Origin of the sequence: Dechloromonas agitata is5 (assembly GCF_000519045.1) — a bacterium.
GTDB classification, from domain to species: Bacteria; Pseudomonadota; Gammaproteobacteria; order Burkholderiales; family Rhodocyclaceae; genus Azonexus; species Azonexus agitatus.
Map to the genome: position 1 here is coordinate 2,707,740 of NZ_KI912532.1, position 17,396 is coordinate 2,725,135.

The 17,396-nt window shown below is 56.8% G+C and carries 22 protein-coding genes and 3 tRNA genes; 23 read left to right on the forward strand and 2 right to left on the reverse strand.

Features of this window, described 5'->3' with window-relative positions; translation table 11 throughout:
* The first annotated feature begins 43 nt into the window (after positions 1–43).
* The 9 genes from lepA to nagZ are packed head-to-tail and all read left to right on the forward strand — an operon-like array spanning position 44 to position 7,424.
* Positions 44–1,834: a translation elongation factor 4 gene (lepA, locus tag K420_RS0113190; protein WP_027458482.1), complete on the forward strand. Its 1,791-nt coding sequence runs from the start codon at positions 44–46 to the stop codon at positions 1,832–1,834.
* 17 nt (positions 1,835–1,851) lie between these two features.
* On the forward strand, positions 1,852–2,640 hold the full coding sequence (gene lepB, locus K420_RS0113195; RefSeq protein ID WP_027458483.1) for a signal peptidase I: 789 nt from the start codon (positions 1,852–1,854) through the stop codon (positions 2,638–2,640).
* 10 nt (positions 2,641–2,650) lie between these two features.
* Positions 2,651–3,004 carry a DUF4845 domain-containing protein gene (locus K420_RS0113200; protein ID WP_027458484.1) on the forward strand — a complete coding sequence of 118 codons (354 nt, stop codon included), beginning with the start codon at positions 2,651–2,653 and terminating at the stop codon, positions 3,002–3,004.
* 3 nt (positions 3,005–3,007) lie between these two features.
* Positions 3,008–3,676: a ribonuclease III gene (rnc, locus tag K420_RS0113205; RefSeq protein ID WP_027458485.1), complete on the forward strand. Its 669-nt coding sequence runs from the start codon at positions 3,008–3,010 to the stop codon at positions 3,674–3,676.
* Positions 3,673–4,557 carry a GTPase Era gene (gene era, locus K420_RS0113210; RefSeq protein ID WP_027458486.1) on the forward strand — a complete coding sequence of 295 codons (885 nt, stop codon included), beginning with the start codon at positions 3,673–3,675 and terminating at the stop codon, positions 4,555–4,557. The genes rnc and era overlap by 4 nt, the downstream gene beginning before the upstream one ends.
* A complete protein-coding gene (recO, locus tag K420_RS0113215; protein ID WP_027458487.1) occupies positions 4,554–5,282 on the forward strand; it encodes a DNA repair protein RecO in 729 nt (242 codons plus the stop codon). The genes era and recO overlap by 4 nt, the downstream gene beginning before the upstream one ends.
* Positions 5,279–6,034: a pyridoxine 5'-phosphate synthase gene (locus K420_RS0113220; RefSeq protein ID WP_027458488.1), complete on the forward strand. Its 756-nt coding sequence runs from the start codon at positions 5,279–5,281 to the stop codon at positions 6,032–6,034. Before recO ends, K420_RS0113220 begins: the two co-directional genes overlap by 4 nt.
* The gene (gene acpS, locus K420_RS0113225) at positions 6,031–6,408 is read left to right on the forward strand and encodes a holo-ACP synthase (protein WP_027458489.1); all 378 of its coding nucleotides are present in this window, start codon (positions 6,031–6,033) and stop codon (positions 6,406–6,408) included. Before K420_RS0113220 ends, acpS begins: the two co-directional genes overlap by 4 nt.
* Before the next feature lie 23 nt (positions 6,409–6,431).
* Positions 6,432–7,424 carry a beta-N-acetylhexosaminidase gene (nagZ, locus tag K420_RS0113230; RefSeq protein WP_232422780.1) on the forward strand — a complete coding sequence of 331 codons (993 nt, stop codon included), beginning with the start codon at positions 6,432–6,434 and terminating at the stop codon, positions 7,422–7,424.
* Between the two features lie 55 nt (positions 7,425–7,479).
* Here the strand turns inward: nagZ and efp are convergent, their stop codons facing one another.
* Together efp and earP are read right to left on the reverse strand one after the other, a co-directional pair.
* Positions 7,480–8,040: an elongation factor P gene (gene efp, locus K420_RS0113235; protein WP_027458491.1), complete on the reverse strand. Its 561-nt coding sequence runs from the start codon at positions 8,038–8,040 to the stop codon at positions 7,480–7,482.
* Positions 8,041–8,077: 37 nt separating this feature from the next.
* Complete coding sequence (earP, locus tag K420_RS0113240) at positions 8,078–9,244, reverse strand: elongation factor P maturation arginine rhamnosyltransferase EarP (RefSeq protein ID WP_232422781.1); 1,167 nt, start codon at positions 9,242–9,244, stop codon at positions 8,078–8,080.
* Positions 9,245–9,250: 6 nt separating this feature from the next.
* Between earP and K420_RS0113245 the strand changes: the two genes are divergently transcribed.
* The 14 genes from K420_RS0113245 to K420_RS0113300 all read left to right on the forward strand — a co-directional run bounded on the left by K420_RS0113245 (position 9,251) and on the right by K420_RS0113300 (position 17,388).
* On the forward strand, positions 9,251–9,835 hold the full coding sequence (locus K420_RS0113245; RefSeq protein ID WP_232422782.1) for a uracil-DNA glycosylase: 585 nt from the start codon (positions 9,251–9,253) through the stop codon (positions 9,833–9,835).
* A 6-nt stretch (positions 9,836–9,841) separates the two neighbouring features.
* The gene (gene uvrC, locus K420_RS0113250; protein ID WP_027458494.1) at positions 9,842–11,653 is read left to right on the forward strand and encodes an excinuclease ABC subunit UvrC; all 1,812 of its coding nucleotides are present in this window, start codon (positions 9,842–9,844) and stop codon (positions 11,651–11,653) included.
* Between the two features lie 3 nt (positions 11,654–11,656).
* On the forward strand, positions 11,657–12,235 hold the full coding sequence (gene pgsA, locus K420_RS0113255) for a CDP-diacylglycerol--glycerol-3-phosphate 3-phosphatidyltransferase (RefSeq protein ID WP_027458495.1): 579 nt from the start codon (positions 11,657–11,659) through the stop codon (positions 12,233–12,235).
* 54 nt (positions 12,236–12,289) lie between these two features.
* Positions 12,290–12,365 (forward strand) — tRNA-Gly (locus K420_RS0113260).
* A 25-nt stretch (positions 12,366–12,390) separates the two neighbouring features.
* Positions 12,391–12,464, forward strand: a tRNA-Cys gene (locus K420_RS0113265).
* Positions 12,465–12,472: 8 nt separating this feature from the next.
* Positions 12,473–12,548 (forward strand) — tRNA-Gly (locus tag K420_RS0113270).
* A gap of 199 nt (positions 12,549–12,747) precedes the next feature.
* The gene (locus K420_RS19010; protein ID WP_051453132.1) at positions 12,748–13,890 is read left to right on the forward strand and encodes a tyrosine-type recombinase/integrase; all 1,143 of its coding nucleotides are present in this window, start codon (positions 12,748–12,750) and stop codon (positions 13,888–13,890) included.
* A gap of 80 nt (positions 13,891–13,970) precedes the next feature.
* Positions 13,971–14,273: a hypothetical protein gene (locus K420_RS0113280; protein WP_027458496.1), complete on the forward strand. Its 303-nt coding sequence runs from the start codon at positions 13,971–13,973 to the stop codon at positions 14,271–14,273.
* A gap of 94 nt (positions 14,274–14,367) precedes the next feature.
* Complete coding sequence (locus K420_RS20525) at positions 14,368–15,171, forward strand: hypothetical protein (protein ID WP_157275092.1); 804 nt, start codon at positions 14,368–14,370, stop codon at positions 15,169–15,171.
* Positions 15,172–15,255: 84 nt separating this feature from the next.
* Positions 15,256–15,477 (forward strand): hypothetical protein, encoded by a 222-nt coding sequence (locus K420_RS20200; RefSeq protein ID WP_084019661.1) that lies wholly within the window; start codon positions 15,256–15,258, stop codon positions 15,475–15,477.
* Between the two features lie 10 nt (positions 15,478–15,487).
* Positions 15,488–15,781, forward strand: coding sequence for a hypothetical protein (locus K420_RS19015; protein ID WP_157275093.1), 294 nt, complete (start codon positions 15,488–15,490; stop codon positions 15,779–15,781).
* Positions 15,781–16,920: a DNA-primase RepB domain-containing protein gene (locus K420_RS0113290; protein ID WP_027458497.1), complete on the forward strand. Its 1,140-nt coding sequence runs from the start codon at positions 15,781–15,783 to the stop codon at positions 16,918–16,920. The genes K420_RS19015 and K420_RS0113290 overlap by 1 nt, the downstream gene beginning before the upstream one ends.
* Positions 16,921–16,930: 10 nt before the next feature.
* Entirely contained in the window at positions 16,931–17,104 is a 174-nt protein-coding gene (locus tag K420_RS20530; protein ID WP_157275094.1) for a hypothetical protein, read from the forward strand.
* Positions 17,105–17,106: 2 nt separating this feature from the next.
* Positions 17,107–17,388 (forward strand): hypothetical protein, encoded by a 282-nt coding sequence (locus K420_RS0113300; RefSeq protein WP_027458498.1) that lies wholly within the window; start codon positions 17,107–17,109, stop codon positions 17,386–17,388.
* Positions 17,389–17,396: the final 8 nt, after the last annotated feature.

Below are 17,396 nucleotides of genomic sequence, written 5' to 3' on the forward strand. Positions count from 1 at the left end.
AAAAGGGAAGGGCGCCGGACAGCGCCCTTTTTTACTGGCAGCAATGGATCACATTAGAAACTTCTCCATCATCGCCCACATCGACCACGGCAAATCGACGCTGGCCGACCGGATCATCCATCTCTGCGGCGGCTTGTCCGATCGCGAAATGGAGGCCCAGGTGCTTGACTCGATGGACATCGAGCGCGAGCGCGGCATCACGATCAAGGCGCAGACAGCAGCGTTGAGCTACAAGGCGCGTGACGGCAAGGTTTATAACCTGAACCTGATCGACACGCCGGGACATGTGGACTTTTCCTACGAGGTTTCCCGGTCGTTGTCGGCTTGCGAGGGTGCGCTGCTCGTGGTCGATGCCTCCCAAGGTGTCGAGGCGCAGACTGTGGCCAACTGCTACACGGCGATCGAACTGGATGTCGAAGTGGTCCCGGTGTTGAACAAGATCGACTTGCCGTCTGCCGATCCGGACAACGCCCGCCAGGAGATCGAGGACGTGATCGGTATCGATGCCACCGATGCCGTACTGGCCTCGGCCAAGACCGGTCTGGGGGTCGAGGATATCCTGGAAGCCGTGGTCGCCCGGGTGCCGCCGCCGAAGGGCGATGCCGAAGCACCGCTCAAGGCCTTGATCATTGACTCCTGGTTTGACAACTATGTTGGTGTCGTCATGCTGGTGCGTGTCGTTGATGGCGTGATGCGCCCCAAGGACAAGCTCTATTTCATGGCGACCGGTGCACAGCAGCTGTGCGAGCAGGTCGGTGTATTTACGCCGAAATCAGTGCAGCGTGAGGAATTGCGGGCTGGCGAGGTCGGCTTTGTCATTTCAGGCATCAAGGAACTGAAGGCGGCCAAGGTTGGCGACACGATCACCACGGTCGATCGCAAGGCGGCAGAGCCGCTGCCCGGCTTCAAGGAAATCAAGCCGCAGGTATTCGCCGGTCTCTACCCGGTCGAATCGAACCAATACGACTCGCTGCGTGAATCGCTGGAAAAGCTCAAGCTCAACGATGCTTCCCTGCAATACGAGCCGGAAGTCTCCCAGGCGCTGGGTTTCGGTTTCCGGTGCGGCTTCCTCGGCCTGCTGCACATGGAGATTGTGCAGGAGCGCCTGGAGCGTGAATTCGATCAGGATCTGATCACTACGGCCCCGACCGTCGTCTATGAGGTTGTGCAGCGCGACGGCATGATCATCCAGGTCGAGAACCCGGCCAAGTTGCCGGAAGTGTCGAAGGTCGAGGAGGTTCGTGAGCCGATCATCGAGGCAACCATCTTCGTGCCGCAGGATTACCTGGGCGCTGTCATCACCCTGTGCAACCAGAAGCGTGGCAATCAGGTCGACATGCACTACCACGGCCGTCAGGTGAAACTGGTCTATGAGATGCCGATGGCCGAAGTGGTGATGGATTTCTTCGACAAGCTGAAATCCTGCTCACGCGGATACGCCTCGCTGGATTACGATTTCAAGGAATATCGTGCGGCCGACGTGGTCAAGCTCGATATCCTGATCAACGGTGAGAAGGTCGATGCGTTGTCGTTGATCGTGCACCGCTCCAATTCGCAATATCGCGGCCGCGAGCTGGCTTCCAAGATGCGCGAATTGATTCCGCGCCAGATGTACGATGTCGCGATCCAGGCAGCCATCGGTTCGCACATCATCGCCCGCGAAAACGTCAAGGCGATGCGGAAGGACGTGCTGGCCAAGTGTTACGGCGGCGATATCACCCGCAAGAAGAAGCTGCTGGAAAAGCAAAAGGCGGGCAAGAAGCGCATGAAGCAGGTTGGCAGCGTCGAAATTCCGCAGGAAGCCTTCCTTGCTGTCCTGCGTGTCGATAACTAGGAACCCTGGAATACCCAATGAATTTCGCACTGATCCTGTTCGTCCTGCTGGTCATTACCGGTGTGTTGTATGCGGTGGATGTGCTCAAGTTCCGCAAGTTGCGTGTCAAGGATGCCAAGGAACCGTTGTGGGTTGAGTGGGGCGCCAGTTTCTTCCCGGTGATCCTGATCGTCTTCGTCTTGCGCTCGTTCCTCTTCGAACCCTTCAAGATCCCATCGGGTTCCATGATTCCGACCTTGCTGGTTGGCGACTACATTCTGGTGAACAAATTCACCTACGGTATCCGCCTGCCGGTCATCAACAGGAAGATTATCGATATCAACCAGCCGCAACGCGGCGACGTGATGGTCTTCCGCTATCCGGAAGATCCTTCGCTCGATTACATCAAGCGTGTCGTCGGCCTGCCGGGCGATACGGTGGCTTACCAGAACAAAAAGCTGGTGATCAACGGCCAGCCGGTTCCTACGCGAAAAACAGGGGACTACCTGCATCCCGAACGTCTTTACTATTCGGAGCAGTTCCAGGAAAAACTGGGCGAGGTCGAACATCGTGCCTTGAACGATGCGGACGCTCCGGCATTCATTCCGGATGCAGCGCGCTTCCCGCACCGGGAAAATTGCACCTACAATGCAGCAGGTGTCGTTTGCACGGTTCCACCGGGACACTATTTCATGATGGGCGATAACCGTGATAACAGTCGGGATAGCCGGGCCTGGGGATTTGTTCCCGAGGAAAACATTGTCGGGAAGGCGTTCTTCATCTGGTTGAACTTCAGCGATTTCGGCCGCATTGGTTCCTTCAAATAAGGGGAGACAAATGAAAAAACAAGGTGGCGTAGCTCTGTCCGGGCTGTTGTTCTGGAGCATCATTCTGGTGCTGGTTGCCGTTCTCGGCATGAAGGTAGCTCCCACGTTCATCGAGTACCAGAAAATCCTCAAGGATGCCAAGGCGACGGTCAATCAGGTTGGCCCGGAGTCGACAGTGGCCGATGTGCGGCGCACGTTTGACAAGTTTGCCGAAATCGACATGCTGGATTTCAAGTCCAGCGATCTCGACGTGAGCAAGGATGGCGGCAAGATCGTCATCGAGTTTGCGTATGAAAAGCGTATTCCGCTGTTCTGGAACGTCTCACTGCTGATCGATTACAAGGGCTCAACCGCTGGATCCTGAGGTATGACTGCGCAATCCGTTGCCCGGAAGCTCGGTCACGTATTTTCCGACGAAGCGTTACTGAGGACTGCCCTGACGCATCGCAGTTTCGGAACGCCGAACAACGAGCGCCTAGAGTTTCTTGGTGACGGCATTCTCGATTGCGTCATCGCCGCCTCCTTGTTCCATCGTTTTCCAACATTGCCGGAAGGCGACCTTTCCCGCTTGCGGGCTAACATGGTGCGTCAGGATTCCCTGCACCGCCTCGCGCTTAACCTGAAACTGGGTGATTTCTTGCGCCTTGGCGAAGGTGAGTTGAAAAGTGGGGGCGCGCAGCGCCCCTCCATCCTGGCGGATGCACTGGAAGCGCTGTTTGGCGCGATCTATCTTGATGCCGGGTTTTCGGCAGCGCAGGCGGTCATCGAAAGGCTGTACTCTCCCTTGCTCGATGAATTGAAGCCGGGCCAGTTCCAGAAGGATGCCAAGACCCGCCTGCAGGAATGGCTGCAGGGTCGGAAGAAGCCCTTGCCACGCTATCACGTGCTGGAAACGACCGGCGCGGCGCACGACCAGCGCTTCGAGGTGGCCTGCGAGATCGAATCTCCCGCCTTGCGCACCCTCGGGCATGGCCCCAGTCGGCGTATCGCCGAGCAGGTAGCTGCCGAACAAGCCTTGAAAGAACTACACGCATGAAAAAAATCCGCTCCGGCTACATCGCCATCGTTGGCCGCCCCAATGTCGGTAAGTCCACATTGCTTAACCGCCTGATTGGCGAAAAGATCAGCATCGTCTCGCGCAAGGCGCAAACCACGCGTCATCGGATCACCGGCATCCTGACCACGGATGATGCGCAGTTTGTCTTCGTCGATACGCCGGGTTTTCAGACCAAGTTTTCCAATGCGCTGAACCGGGCGATGAATCGCGGTGTCACGCAGACGCTGAACGACGTGGATCTTGTGCTCTTTGTCATCGAGGCCGGGCGCTACGATGCCAAGGACAAGGCGGTCGTCCGCCTGCTGCCCAAGGATCGGCCGGTCGTGCTGGTGATCAACAAGACCGATCAACTCAAGGAGCGCAACGCCTTGTTGCCATTCCTGGCGACCGTCGCGGCCGATTTCGACTACGCCGCCGTCGTTCCGGTCAGCGCCGCCAAGGGGCGCCAGACGGATGAGCTGTTGGCCGAAGCTCGCAAGCATCTGCCCAACGAGGGCCTGATGTTCCCGGAAGATGATCTGACCGACAAGAGCGAGCGTTTTCTGGCTTCCGAATACATCCGTGAGAAGGTTTTCCGCCTGCTCGGTGACGAACTCCCCTATGCGACAGCCGTTGAAATCGAGAAATTCGAGGTCGAGGGCGCGGTTCGTCGCATCTACGCTGCCATTGTCGTCGATCGCGAGAATCACAAGGCCATCGTCATCGGCAAGGGCGGTGAATCGCTGAAGCGCATCGCCAGCGAGGCGCGGCAGGACATGGAGCGACTGTTCGACGGCAAGGTTTATCTGGAAGTGTGGGTCAAGGTCAAATCCGGCTGGAACGATGACGAGCGCCTGCTGAAAAGCCTCGGCTACGAATGAACCAGCGCAGCAAGGTCGACGGCCAGCCCGCCTTCGTTCTGCACACCCATCCCTTTCGGGAAACCAGCCTCATTGTCGAAGTGTTTTCCCGCGATTTCGGGCGGCTGGCCTTGCTCGCCCGCGGTGCACGCCGGCCGCGTTCCGCCATACGTGGACTGCTGATGGCATTCCAGCCGCTGGAGATCGGCTGGGCCGGCAAGGGGGAGGTGCTCACCCTGATGAAAGCCGAATGGCAGGGGGGGCAGCCGCTCCTGGCTGGCGAAGCGCTGTTCTGCGGCTATTACCTGAACGAACTGCTGATCCACCTTCTGCCGCGCGAGGACGCGCATGAGCGACTGTTTGCCAGCTATGCCGAAATGCTCAAACGCTTGGCGGCCGACCCGGCCGGTAAGGTCCATGAGGCCGATTTGCGCAGTTTCGAGAAAGCCTTGCTGCAGGAACTCGGCTATGGCCTGACCCTGACCCATGACAGTACTGGAGTCCCGATTGCTGCCGGGGCGCACTACACTTACTTGATCGAGCAGGGGCCGGTTCGTCTGTCGTCGGAGAGCAGTGCGGCGCAGGTGGTGATCGGCAAGACACTGCTCGATCTTGATGCCGAAGATTTTTCCGACCCGCGTTCGCGTCAGGAGGCGAAGACTTTGATGCGCACCCTGATGGCGTACTATCTGGCCGGCAAGGAACTGGAAACCCGCAAACTATTCAAGGAGATGCAGGAGTTATGATCGAACTGGGCGTCAATATCGACCACGTCGCAACCATCCGCCAAGCACGCCGAACCTACGAACCGGATCCGGTCTGGGCCGCAGTCGAGGCCCATCTGGCCGGAGCTGACGGAATCACCGTGCACCTGCGCGAGGATCGCCGGCACATTCAGGATGCTGACGTGCGGCGTTTGCGCGACACGACGCAGATCAAGCTGAACCTGGAAATGGCCGCTACCGACGAAATGATCGGTATCGCCTGCGGATTGCAGCCGGAAATGGCCATGCTCGTCCCTGAGGGCCGGCACGAGGTGACGACGGAGGGCGGTCTTGATATCCTGGCTCAGGAAGATCGTCTGAAAACAGTCATCGCCCGTTTGGCCGACGCCGGCATCGTAACCAGCGTCTTCATTGATGCCGATCCTGCTCAGATCGAGGCGGCTGCCCGGATTGGGGCGCGGGTTTGCGAGATTCATACCGGGCCCTATGCCCATGCCTTCCATGACCAGGGACGCGATACCGAAGCCCCGGCGGTGCTGGCCGAACTCGACAAGATTCGCCTGGCCGGGCAGGTGATCCGTGAGCTGGGTATGCGCTTCAATGCCGGCCATGCGCTGAATTACTACAACGTGCAGCCGGTTGCCCGCTTGGCCGGCATCCGCGAATTGCACATCGGCCATGCCATCGTCAGCCGGGCGGTTTTTGTTGGTCTGCGTGAGGCAGTACGGGAAATGAAAGCCTTGATGCGCGAAGCGGCGCAAATCGGCGAATGATCCACGGCGTCGGCACCGACATTGCCGCGGTGGCCCGCCTGCGTGGTCTGTGGGAGCGGCACGGCGAACGGGCCGTGGAAAGGATACTGGCTCCTCAGGAAATTGCGGAATTCGCCCGGGCCGCCGACAAGGGGCGCTTCCTGGCCAAGCGCTTTGCCGCCAAGGAAGCCTTCAGCAAGGCCCTCGGCACGGGAATCCGGCCGCCGGCGACACTGCCGGCGATTGCAATCGGGCATGACGATCTGGGTAAGCCGATTCTGACGTTTTCCCCGGCGCTAGCGGCACTATTGGAAGAAAAGCATCTGATAGCCCACCTTTCGATCAGTGACGAAGCGGACTACGCCGTCGCCTACGTCATTCTGGAGCAAGCATGAAGGAACTCCCGCTCGGGCCGCTGATGATCGACATCGCCGGTACCGAATTGACCGATCTGGACCGCGAACGTCTCTGCCACCCTCTGGTTGGCGGCATCATCCTGTTTTCGCGTAACTATGTCGATCCAGTACAACTGACAGCCCTGACGGCAGCCATTCATGAACTGCGTTCACCGGCTTTGTTGATTGCCGTCGATCATGAAGGCGGGCGTGTTCAGCGTTTTCGTGACGGCTTTACCCGGCTGCCGCCGATGGCTGCCCTGGGGCGGTTGTGGGACAGCGATGCGGCAAAGGGCTGCGAGGCTGCCCGGCAAGTCGGTTATGTGCTGGCAGCCGAATTACGGGCTCGTGGCGTCGATTACTCGTTCACCCCGGTGCTCGACCTCGACTACGGTCCATCGCGCGTCATTGGTGACCGTGCCTTTCACCGCCGTCCTGAGGCGGTCGTCGCGCTGGCCGCAGCATTGGGCGAGGGGCTGAGGCAAGGCGGCATGGGAACCTGCGGCAAGCATTTTCCGGGGCATGGCTACGTCGTCCCGGATTCGCACGTCGAATTGCCCGTCGATGACCGGGCATTCGAGACCATGCAGGAGGATATTGAACCCTACCGGCAGCTTGGCCTCGACGGGATCATGGCCGCCCATGTTATCTACAACTGCATGGATTGCAATACAGCTGTATTTTCAAATAAATGGATCGATTATTTGAGAAATCAGATTAGGTTTGACGGTGTGGTTTTCACCGACGATTTGTCGATGGCCGGTGCTGGTGTCGTTGGCGATATGCTGGCCAGGGTCGAGACGGCGTATGCGGCCGGTTGCGACATGCTGCTCGTCTGTAATGCACCGGACGCCGTCGGTCAGGTGCTGGCCAACTGGAAACCGGCGGTCGATGCTCACCGTAGCCGACGTATCAAGGCCTTGCTCGCCACGGCGCCGGCAAAATCCTGGGAGGAACTTCAGGCTGAACCGAATTATCAATCGGCCTTGCTGACTATCAGCCGATTGATGGCCTGAAATGCAATCGGGCAGCCGAAGCTGCCCGATTCAAGTCCTGCCGAAAAGCTGACGCTTACTTGGTACGGCTGCGATACTCGTCGGTACGGGTGTCGATTTCGATCTTGTCACCAATTTCAACGAAAGCCGGAACCGGCAGTTCGAAACCAGTCGGCTTGATACGGGCCGGCTTCATCACCTTGCCGGAGGTATCGCCCTTGACGGCCGGCTCGGTATATTCGACTTCGCGGACCAGCATGGTCGGCAATTCGACAGAAATGGCCTTGCCGTCGTAGAAGACCACTTCGCACGGCATGCCGTCTTCCAGGTACTTCAGCGCGTCGACCATGTTCTCGGCTTCCACCTCGAACTGGTTGTATTCGGCGTCCATGAACACGTACATCGGGTCGGCGAAGTAGGAGTAGGTGACTTCCTTCTTGTCGAGGATGACTTGTTCGAACTTGTCGTCGGCTTTGTAAACGGCTTCCGAAGCAGCGCCCGTCAGCAGGTTCTTCAGCTTCATCTTGACGACGGCGGCGTTACGGCCGGACTTGTTGTATTCGGTCTTCTGGACAACGAGCGGATCGTTGCCGACCATGATCACGTTGCCAGAGCGGAGTTCCTGTGCGGTCTTCATTCGGGAGTCTCTAAGTCAGAAAAAGAAAAACGTTAAATTATACCCTGGCGGCACAGAATTTGACGAGCGTGGAAGCCAAGTCAGCTTGGGCGGCCAAGTGTTGGCTCCAGGCAAGGCTGGTTTTCGCCAGGGCATCGCGTTTGTCGATGAAGCCGTGCAATGCCGAAGCCAGATCGGTAGTCTCACCGTTCCAGGCAGTGAAGAGGTTTCGTGTAACTTTTGCGAGATCGGCATCCATTCTGACGCAGTAGCGGTCAAGGAAAGCCGCAAGCTTGGCCAGATGAGCCTCTTCATCCTGCTCGTAAATTTGCCAGACGAAGGGCTTGCCCGCCCACTGGGCCCGCACGAAAGAATCTTCGCCGCGCACAAAGTTGATGTCGCATTGCCAGAGCAGGCGGTCGTATTCGTCAAGCGGCAGGAAAGGAAGTGCTTCGATGCGCGCCTGGCCGTGCAGCCAGGGGGGCATGCCGCCAAGATGTCGGGTGACGGCCTGCAGGGGTTTGCCGGGCGGCACATGGACCATCGAAGTCCCCGGCAAGGCAGCCAGGGCGTCAAGCAGGGCGCCGACCGGCGCTGTGTCGTAGCAGAAAAGACTAATTTCGAGATGATCGCGCGGAGGCAAGCGCCTCAGGAAAGCATCCCGCTCTGCCAGCAATCCTGCCTCGCGCAGCAAACCACCGGAGCGTCCGGAGAATCCGGGAAAGAAAAAATATTTGGTGAGTGGCAGGGTGGGGTGAGGGGAGGCCATGCCGTGCCATTCCTCAGCCCAGGGTTCGGCGGTCAGATACTCCAGATTGACCCAGCAGGGCTTGCGTTCGGTCCTGGCCATGACCTGCAGGTAAGCCTCGGGCAATTCGCAGGCGAAGGCCTCGATAACCACCTCGGCGCACGGTTCAGCTGCGAACTGATTACCCCAGTGCCGTATCTCGACACCTTGCGCCGATTGCCGTTCACGTGCCGGGTCTACAATCGGACAGAGGGGCTGAAGACTGCCCAGGTCGTCCACCCAAAGCCTGACTTGCCGGCCGTGCTCAGCCGCCAGTTGCCGGGCGAGTCGCCAGCAAATGCCGATGTCGCCGTAATTGTCGATGACCCGGCAAAAGATGTCCCAATGAAGCTGCATGGGCGCCATGCTAACATCCCGGCCATGTCGAGATTTGAAGACCCCATCGCGTGCACCGCCTGCTCGCGCCTGGCCGAGCATCTGGCCATGATTCGTCAGCGCGACCCGGATTGGCATGCCCGCCCTGTTCCAGCCTTTGGTTCACTGGATGCGCAGTTGCTGGTCGTTGGCCTGGGCCCCGGGGAAAAAGGGGCCAATCGCACAGGCCGTCCGTTTTCCGGGGATGTCGCCGGCGAATTGCTCTATCCGGCCTTGCATCGTTTCGGATTCGCCAGCAGCCCTGCGCCGCTCGGGTCCGATGGCTGGGCCAATCCGGCGATGAGCCTGAGCAACTGCCGGATCACCAATGCGGTCCGCTGCCTGCCGCCCGCCAACAAACCGACAACCCCCGAGATTCGCCAGTGCAATCGCTTCCTGCGGGAAGAGATTGAGGCCATGCCCCAGCTGAAGGTCATCGTCGCGCTGGGGGCCATTGCCCATCAGGCGCTGCTCTGGTCTTACGGCCTCAAGGTCAAGGAATACGCATTCGGCCACAACGTCCGCCATGCCTTGCCGGACAGCCGGGTGCTGGTCGACAGCTATCATTGCAGCGGCTATAACTGGCGCACCGGCCGCCTGACGCGGGAGAGTTTCGAGGCGGTATTCGCCGGGGTCGCCGCGCTGATCAACTAGTTTTTCATGAGCTTCGACGCCAAGGCCTTCCTTGCCACGCTGACCGATCTGCCGGGTGTGTACCGCATGCTTAGTGCCGACGGTGCGGTTCTCTACGTTGGCAAGGCGAAGAACCTGAAGAAACGGGTTGCTTCCTACTTCCGGGAAAACCTGTCGAGTCCGCGCATTGCACACATGGTGAGCCAGATTGCGCACATCGAGACGACCTCAACTCGTACCGAAGCAGAAGCGCTGATCCTCGAAAACAATCTGATCAAGTCGCTGGCGCCGCGATACAACATCCTGTTCCGCGACGACAAATCCTACCCCTACATCATCCTGAGCAAGGGACAGTTCCCGCGGCTGGCGTTCTTCCGGGGCAATCCCGATCGCAAGGCAGATTATTTTGGCCCCTACCCGTCGTCGTGGGCCGTGCGCGACAGCATCCACCTGCTGCAGAAGATGTTTCGTCTGCGTACCTGCGAGGAGAGCGTGTTCACCAATCGCTCACGCCCCTGCCTGCTATACCAGATCAAGCGCTGCAGCGCTCCCTGCGTCGGCTTGATTAGTCGCGACGACTACGCCGCCGATGTTCAGATGGCGGCCATGTTCCTGCTCGGCAAGCAGCAGGAAGTGACACGTCGCTTGACCAAGGCCATGGAGGAGGCGTCCAGCCGCCTCGCCTTCGAGCAGGCCGCGATATTCCGTGACCAGATCCAGTCCTTGCATCAGGTTCAGGAAAAACAGTTCGTTTCCAGCGCCAAGGGTGAGGATGTTGACGTGCTGGTCGCGCTGAAGGAGGCGGGGCAGTTGTGCGTCAATCTGGCGATGATCCGGGGCGGACGGCACCTGGGTGACCGGCCGTTCTTTCCGATCAATGCCGGCGAGTCGGAAGCGGCGGACGCTACGGCCGCCTTCATTCGTCAGCACTATGCCGCCCATCCGGCGCCGGCTCGCATCCTGGTCCATCCCTCGCCAGCCGAGGATGAACGAAGCGAATGCGAGGCGGCCCTGGCTGAATTGGCCTGTCGCGCGGTGCCACTCCAAGAGGCGCGCACCCTGACCCAGAAGGCTTGGGTCGATATGGCGTTGCAGAACGCCCGTCTGGCCATCCTTGCCCGCAATCAGGCCAGCGCCCAGCAGGAAATGCGGCTGGCTGCCCTGCAGGAGGCGCTGCAACTTGCCGATCCGATCACCCGTATCGAATGCTTCGACATCAGTCATACGATGGGCGAAGCGGCCGTCGCCTCTTGCGTCGTCTATGAGGGGAATCGGATGAAGAAGAGCGACTATCGCCGCTTCAACATTCGCGATATCCAGCCTGGCGATGACTATGCCGCCATGCGCCAGGCTGTTAGCCGGCGTTACGACAGCATCGCGTCGGGCGAGGGGAGGGCGCCTGACCTGATCTTGATCGACGGTGGCAAGGGGCAGGTTGCTTCTGCATTTGCTGCGCTCGCCGACCTCGGGCTGACGCACCTGCCGATGATCGGCGTCGCCAAGGGCGAGGAACGCAAGCCCGGCCTCGAAACGTTGATCTTCCCCGACGACCGGGAGCCGCTGAACCTGCCGTCCTCCCACCCAGCGCTCCACCTGATTCAAGAGGTTCGGGACGAAGCTCACCGTTTCGCGATCACGGGTCATCGAGCTCAGCGCAGCAAGGCTAGAAAGACGTCCACATTGGAAAGCCTACCCGGTGTTGGCCCGGCCCGCCGCAAAGCGCTGGTTGCCAGATTCGGCGGACTGCCCGGAGTGTTGACCGCAACGGCTGAGCAACTCGCAGAAGTTCCGGGAATCAGCCGGGAATTGGCCGAAAACATTTATTCCGCATTACACTGAAGCATGCCTTTCAATCTCCCCATCCTGCTCACCTGGCTACGCATCGTAGCCATACCCTTACTGATTGCGGCTTATTACCTACCCCCTGGTTGGGTCACCCAGCATGAACGCGATCTGGCGGCAACGCTGCTGTTTTGCGCTGCGGCCCTGACTGATTGGGCGGATGGCTATCTGGCGCGCAAGCTGAATCAGACATCAGCCTTCGGCGCCTTTCTCGACCCAGTCGCCGACAAGTTGATGGTCGCTGCGGCGCTGATCGTTCTAGTGCAACTCGGCCGGGCTGACGCCATCGTCGCGATGATCATCATCGGCCGGGAAATCACGATTTCAGCACTGCGCGAATGGATGGCCAAGATCGGTGCCGCAAAAAGTGTTGCCGTGTCGATGCTGGGCAAGGTCAAGACCACGGCCCAGATGCTTGCCTTGCCGATGCTCCTTTACTACGACACCCTGGCTGGCTTCGATATGAAGGAAGTCGGTAACTGGTTGATTTGGATCGCAGCTTTGCTGACGCTGTGGTCGATGGGCTACTACTTGCGCATGGCCTGGCCGGAAATCGCGAAAAGGAGTGCAGAAAAATAGGCGTTGGATGTTGACTTCCTCCTTGTATGGCCTATAATGCGCGCTCTGTTCGGCGCGGGAATAGCTCAGTTGGTAGAGCGCAACCTTGCCAAGGTTGAGGTCGCGAGTTCGAGACTCGTTTCCCGCTCCAGTCGAACATGTAGTAGTGAAGGCGGGGCGCGGTAGCAAAGCGGTTATGCACCGGATTGCAAATCCGTGTAGGTCGGTTCGACTCCGGCCCGCGCCTCCAAAAAATTTGCGGGAATAGCTCAGTTGGTAGAGCGCAACCTTGCCAAGGTTGAGGTCGCGAGTTCGAGACTCGTTTCCCGCTCCAAATTCAAAGGGAAAGCGCAAGGCGCTTTCCCTTTTTCATATCGGGGCGCCAGAATATAGGATGCATCCGCCCGGGTGATGGAATTGGTAGACATACCGGACTTAAAATCACTCAGGAGTGTAGAATTATCAACAGATTAGACACGTTGGTGTGTAAATGTGTGTAATCCGTTCAGTTCTTACTCTTGGAGGTTGTCCGGATGGGTTCCATCACCAAGCAGGAGAAGGTAGATCGCAACGGTAAGAAGGTCGTTGTCTATCGCGCTTTCGTTCGCCGCAAGGTAAATGGCAAGTCTGTCGGTTCGTCAAAGGTCTGCAAGTCTCGCCAGGAGGCTAAAGACTGGATAGCCGAGAACGAAAACCAAGATGCGCTTAAGGCGCTTTCGTCCGGAAGTGGGCCGTTGTTCTCCGAGGTTGTCGAAACCTTCGTAAAGGCTCCCCCTGTTCGCGGTACGAAATACTGGCACCCATCACACCTAGATTTCTGGAATGAGCGCTTTAAAGGGCGCAAGATCAATTCCATTACCCGAGCCGACATCAATGCCGGGGTAGGCGCCCTACAGGTGCGCAACGTGGTTAGAGGATCATTTGACGGCAAGCGCACCACCGACAAGGTAATCACGCCAGCTACCGTTAATCGTTATCTGGCCAGCCTATCCAGCATTCTCAACTACGCGCTGAACCTTGAAATCATCGATGCCCACCCAATCAAGGGCGGGAAGGTTAAGAAGCTCAAGGAAAGTGGAGGACGGCGGCGCATCCTAAACGCCGACGAAGAACAGCGTATATACGCCGCAGCAGATCAATCACGCTGGCCGATGATGCGCCTATTCCTGCGCATGTGTCTGACCACAGGGGCGCGAAAGTCCGAGGTTTTGAAGCTCAAGTGGGAGAGCGTCCATCTTGATGAATCAATCGCGGTAATTTCGAAGACGAAGAACGACGAGGCTAGGGCGCTTCCTTTGGTCTCTGACGTAAAGGCAGCTTTGGCCGCTGCGCAGAAGATCAAACCGATTTCCTCTGATTACGTCTTCTTTGATCCAAAGCACCCTAGCAAGCCCATGAACATCGGGGAAAGCTGGAAGCAGGTACGCATCCGCGCCGGACTCTATCAGGATCGAGAAGACCCGCTAGACCAAGTTGTTTTGCACTCTACCCGCCACACGGTTGCTACCAAGCTGCTCAAGAAGGGCGCAAACATCGCACAGACGGCGAATATCACCGGCCATAAAACATTGTCTATGCTTAAGCGATATACCCACCTCGCCGCACAGGATGCCGTTGATGTAGCTCAGAAGCTACTGGCCGAGGACGACGATAAACAGAGCAACACCGCCGCCTGACGGACTCAGGCAAAACGGGCAAGCCAAGCGACTGCAACGCAAGGCCAGCCCTAAACACAATCAACTGATAGGAGTTAATCATGCCTAACGTCAATTTTACCGAAGAAGCATCTGCCAAGTTCGAACCGGCACTCACAGCGGAACAAGTTGAAAGCCTGGAGCAGTCAGCAAAAGACAGAGGCCAACAACGGCGCTTAGCCCTGCTCGCTTGTGCCACTTCATCCGACAAGCTCCGCGAACTGCGGGACAACGAGCCGGAAGCGTTCTTGCAAATGTTCGAAGCAGTAGAGGCATTCAAGCACCACACCCAAGGACTTGCCGAGATCGCAGAATCCGCGCTATGCCGCATGCTCCTGGCTGGCGATACCGAAGCCAAGCATTAACCGGGTAAGCCCCCCCTAGCTCGACGGAGCGAAAAGCCGGAAACCTTCACCGGCCTGGGGGTGGCACTTAACGAAGGAGCGAGGAAGGATCGCTATGCAACCATGGGCACCAGAATATCTAGTAAGGATTTACGAAGATATCGTTTCGTTTGAAGAGGAAACAAAGAAGCGAAACCCATCTGCAATTGAAAAAAAACAACTTGCTGAATCTAAGCAGTTTTCATCATGGGATCAATATATTAGCTATATAGATCACTACAAAAAAATCATTTATTCACTATGCAATGACGATAATGCTAGATCGGTTTGGGAGTGGATTGGAGAGATAGACATTGTTTATCCATGGAATTCTATTAGCTTGGTGATTGAGGATTGGTATAGATCGCCGCGACAAACAAATAAAGAATTCAATGATGATCGAGACGAGATTGTTGATTTAGCCAAGAGGCTGTCTATTAAGCTATCTAAACACTATGGAAACCCAGATATTCCAACAAACTTGTCTGCATTTATTCCTGACGAATACACAGAAAAAGCCCTAAAAACAACTCACCCTGAATTTATTAAAATAGCAGAAAAGAAAAAGCGGAACCCAAAAATGTATATTGGTCTTGGTCTCCCTCCGATTCATGTAATTCTAAATTCACTAGCGAATCTTGTTAGCCAAGCAGAACCAAGAAAAGGACCGCGTAAGATACATAGCAAATCTGCATTAAGACAGAAATTACTTGGGCGTGTAGTTGGATCTCTATATGGGAATGGTGCAAGACACTCCATGGAGAATCTGGTTAAATTTCTCTATCTCCTTACTGGAGATGAAACCATTACCGATGCAACAATTCGTGCTGACCTGAATAGCTCTGACTACTGGGAATATTACCGACCGCAAGATTTCTAGCAAAAATCGTTCTTATCTTTCGGCGAACATATTTAGCGAAAAGTATCTTGACTCCTACCGCAACACACCACGTAGGAGTACAAGATGGAAAACAGCAACACAGAAGTAATCACCATCAACGACCTCAAAACCATTGAGGGACTTGTTGAGGTAAATCCCCAGGTCTTAACCGTTCCGCTGTTGCGCTGGCAACTTCGCCACCGCTACGAGAACGGACTCGCTAACTGCTGCGTCAAAGCAGGGAAGCGCATCCTTATCAGCCAGAGCCGTTACGAACAATGGCTTGCTGCTAATGCCGGTAAGTGAGGTGGCCGCAATGACCACCAAAGAAAAAGCCGCCAGCCCCTGCCAGGGCGAAGCGGCTCAACAAACATCTACCAAATCTAAGCGTACCACGAAGATTGATCGCGTAATAGCGGCGCTTCACCTACCGCACGGCTTGAACCGATTCGAGGCCGCCAGGCTTGGCGACACCTGCCTTAATAGCACCGTAGCCGTTATTCGCAGCATTTACGGCAGCAAGCTAATTAGCCAGTGGGAAACAGTACCTTGCCGCTTTACTGAGCGTGGAGTGCGTGTCCTGCGCTACTGGATCATCGAGGGCGCTTGATGACCCCTAATCTCAATCAAGCTCAGTCGTTCCTAACGGCACTTGATGAAGATTCCGACGAGTTCTGTTTTCAGACCTTCGACGATGGGAAGCCGGGAAACAAGAAATTGACCCGGCGACTATTCGGTAGCCTGGAGCAGCACAAGGACACCTTGTCCAAACTGAATGAGCAAGGTGCCGGGATCTTCGTCACCGTGAATCAGACGAACGGAAAGGGGCGCACCAAGGCCGATATAACGCGCATACGGGCGTTATTTGTCGATCTTGATGGCGCACCTCTTGAACCGCTGCAAAAAGCCGCTACGCCGCCGCATATCACCGTGGAAAGTAGTCCTGGTCGGTTTCATGCCTATTGGCGTGTTGCCGACTGTGGCCTTGATCAATGCGAGCCTGCATTGAAGCAACTTATCACCAAGTACAAGGCCGATGCGAGTTGTTCTGATCGCTCCCGGGTTCTGCGCCTGCCTGGATTCATTCACCGCAAGTCTGAGCCGTACATGGTTCATGTAATCGACTCGACGCCGGGTGAGTATCACCTTCAGGATTTATTGCCTCCAGACCTACAGAAGAAACAGATGACACAGCAGTCATCTTCAGTCTCTTCTGTCTCTTCTGTAGGTAGTGCCTTTATCCCTGAAGCAATCGGCCAGAGAAACAAGCGGCTTTTCGAGTTGGCCCGCTATCTGAAAGGCACTCAGCCGGCCGCGACTAAGGCAGAGCTACGCGAAATCATCACCGACTGGCATAGGCAGGCATTGCCCTACATCGGCACATCGGACTTTTCCGAATCCTGGGGTGACTTTCAAAGGGCATGGGAAAGCGTCCAATTTCCCTATGGCTCTGTGCTGAATCGAATACTTGGAGAAATCGACATGAATGACGACCTACCCGCGAGCCTTTCGCAATTGGGGTATGGAGAAAAAACAATTCTTCTCTGCCGTATCTGTCGGCAGCTTCAGAAAAACGCAGGCGACGATCCGTTCTTTATCTCAGCCAGGCAGGCCGGGGAATTGATCGGATTGCATTTCACCGACGCTAGCAAGGTGCTGTATGCCCTTTGTGCTGATGACGTATTGCAACTGGTTAAACGAGGCGCAGGCAATCAAGCCAGCCGTTACCGCTACATCTGGAAGGACTAAGGAGACACCAATGAACGAATTCACCACCGAAAACACCCGCGAACAAATCGCCCACCTTTTGGCTGACGCACAGAAGGCCATTATTTCCCCGGCTCACTCGTTAGCTGACGTTGAAATAAAAATTCACGCTGCGACTGCGCTGATTAATGAGGTGCTGAAGCATGAAGCCAACCACGGGGGGTAATCATGAAAACCACCACCCCTCGCGGCGAGCAGTTCATAGCCGAGTTAATCAAGGCAATGCCCGATGGTCGGGCCGAGTTAATGTTATTGGCCTGTCTGGACAAGTACGCTGGGACTACGATTTATCTGCCGATGCAAAGCAGGAGCGAGAGACGGATTAAAGCCGCGTCAAACATGCTGGCGAATGGCATGGCCTACGATGAAATTACCCAGGCAATCGCTAAACGGTTTGGCGTTTCAACTCGAACGGTAATCCCCCCGGCCAATAAAGGCGGTCAGAGGTAGAATTTTCT

Bases quoted from the DNA above. Each gene is read 5' to 3' on its own strand.
- uvrC (WP_027458494.1), top strand. From the start codon at position 9,842: ATGAGCTTCGACGCCAAGGCCTTCCTTGCCACGCTGACCGATCTGCCG.
- K420_RS20530 (WP_157275094.1), top strand. From the start codon at position 16,931: ATGAACGAATTCACCACCGAAAACACCCGCGAACAAATCGCCCACCTT.
- nagZ (WP_232422780.1), top strand. From the start codon at position 6,432: ATGATCGACATCGCCGGTACCGAATTGACCGATCTGGACCGCGAACGT.
- lepA (WP_027458482.1), top strand. From the start codon at position 44: ATGGATCACATTAGAAACTTCTCCATCATCGCCCACATCGACCACGGC.
- K420_RS0113300 (WP_027458498.1), top strand. From the start codon at position 17,107: ATGAAAACCACCACCCCTCGCGGCGAGCAGTTCATAGCCGAGTTAATC.
- K420_RS19010 (WP_051453132.1), top strand. From the start codon at position 12,748: ATGGGTTCCATCACCAAGCAGGAGAAGGTAGATCGCAACGGTAAGAAG.
- acpS (WP_027458489.1), top strand. From the start codon at position 6,031: ATGATCCACGGCGTCGGCACCGACATTGCCGCGGTGGCCCGCCTGCGT.
- K420_RS0113280 (WP_027458496.1), top strand. From the start codon at position 13,971: ATGCCTAACGTCAATTTTACCGAAGAAGCATCTGCCAAGTTCGAACCG.
- earP (WP_232422781.1), bottom strand. From the start codon at position 9,244: ATGCTCGGCCAGGCGCGAGCAGGCGGTGCACGCGATGGGGTCTTCAAA.
- K420_RS0113290 (WP_027458497.1), top strand. From the start codon at position 15,781: ATGACCCCTAATCTCAATCAAGCTCAGTCGTTCCTAACGGCACTTGAT.
- K420_RS0113220 (WP_027458488.1), top strand. From the start codon at position 5,279: ATGATCGAACTGGGCGTCAATATCGACCACGTCGCAACCATCCGCCAA.
- era (WP_027458486.1), top strand. From the start codon at position 3,673: ATGAAAAAAATCCGCTCCGGCTACATCGCCATCGTTGGCCGCCCCAAT.
- pgsA (WP_027458495.1), top strand. From the start codon at position 11,657: ATGCCTTTCAATCTCCCCATCCTGCTCACCTGGCTACGCATCGTAGCC.
- K420_RS20200 (WP_084019661.1), top strand. From the start codon at position 15,256: ATGGAAAACAGCAACACAGAAGTAATCACCATCAACGACCTCAAAACC.
- efp (WP_027458491.1), bottom strand. From the start codon at position 8,040: ATGAAGACCGCACAGGAACTCCGCTCTGGCAACGTGATCATGGTCGGC.
- rnc (WP_027458485.1), top strand. From the start codon at position 3,008: ATGACTGCGCAATCCGTTGCCCGGAAGCTCGGTCACGTATTTTCCGAC.
- K420_RS20525 (WP_157275092.1), top strand. From the start codon at position 14,368: ATGCAACCATGGGCACCAGAATATCTAGTAAGGATTTACGAAGATATC.
- K420_RS19015 (WP_157275093.1), top strand. From the start codon at position 15,488: ATGACCACCAAAGAAAAAGCCGCCAGCCCCTGCCAGGGCGAAGCGGCT.
- K420_RS0113200 (WP_027458484.1), top strand. From the start codon at position 2,651: ATGAAAAAACAAGGTGGCGTAGCTCTGTCCGGGCTGTTGTTCTGGAGC.
- recO (WP_027458487.1), top strand. From the start codon at position 4,554: ATGAACCAGCGCAGCAAGGTCGACGGCCAGCCCGCCTTCGTTCTGCAC.
- K420_RS0113245 (WP_232422782.1), top strand. From the start codon at position 9,251: ATGATTCGTCAGCGCGACCCGGATTGGCATGCCCGCCCTGTTCCAGCC.
- lepB (WP_027458483.1), top strand. From the start codon at position 1,852: ATGAATTTCGCACTGATCCTGTTCGTCCTGCTGGTCATTACCGGTGTG.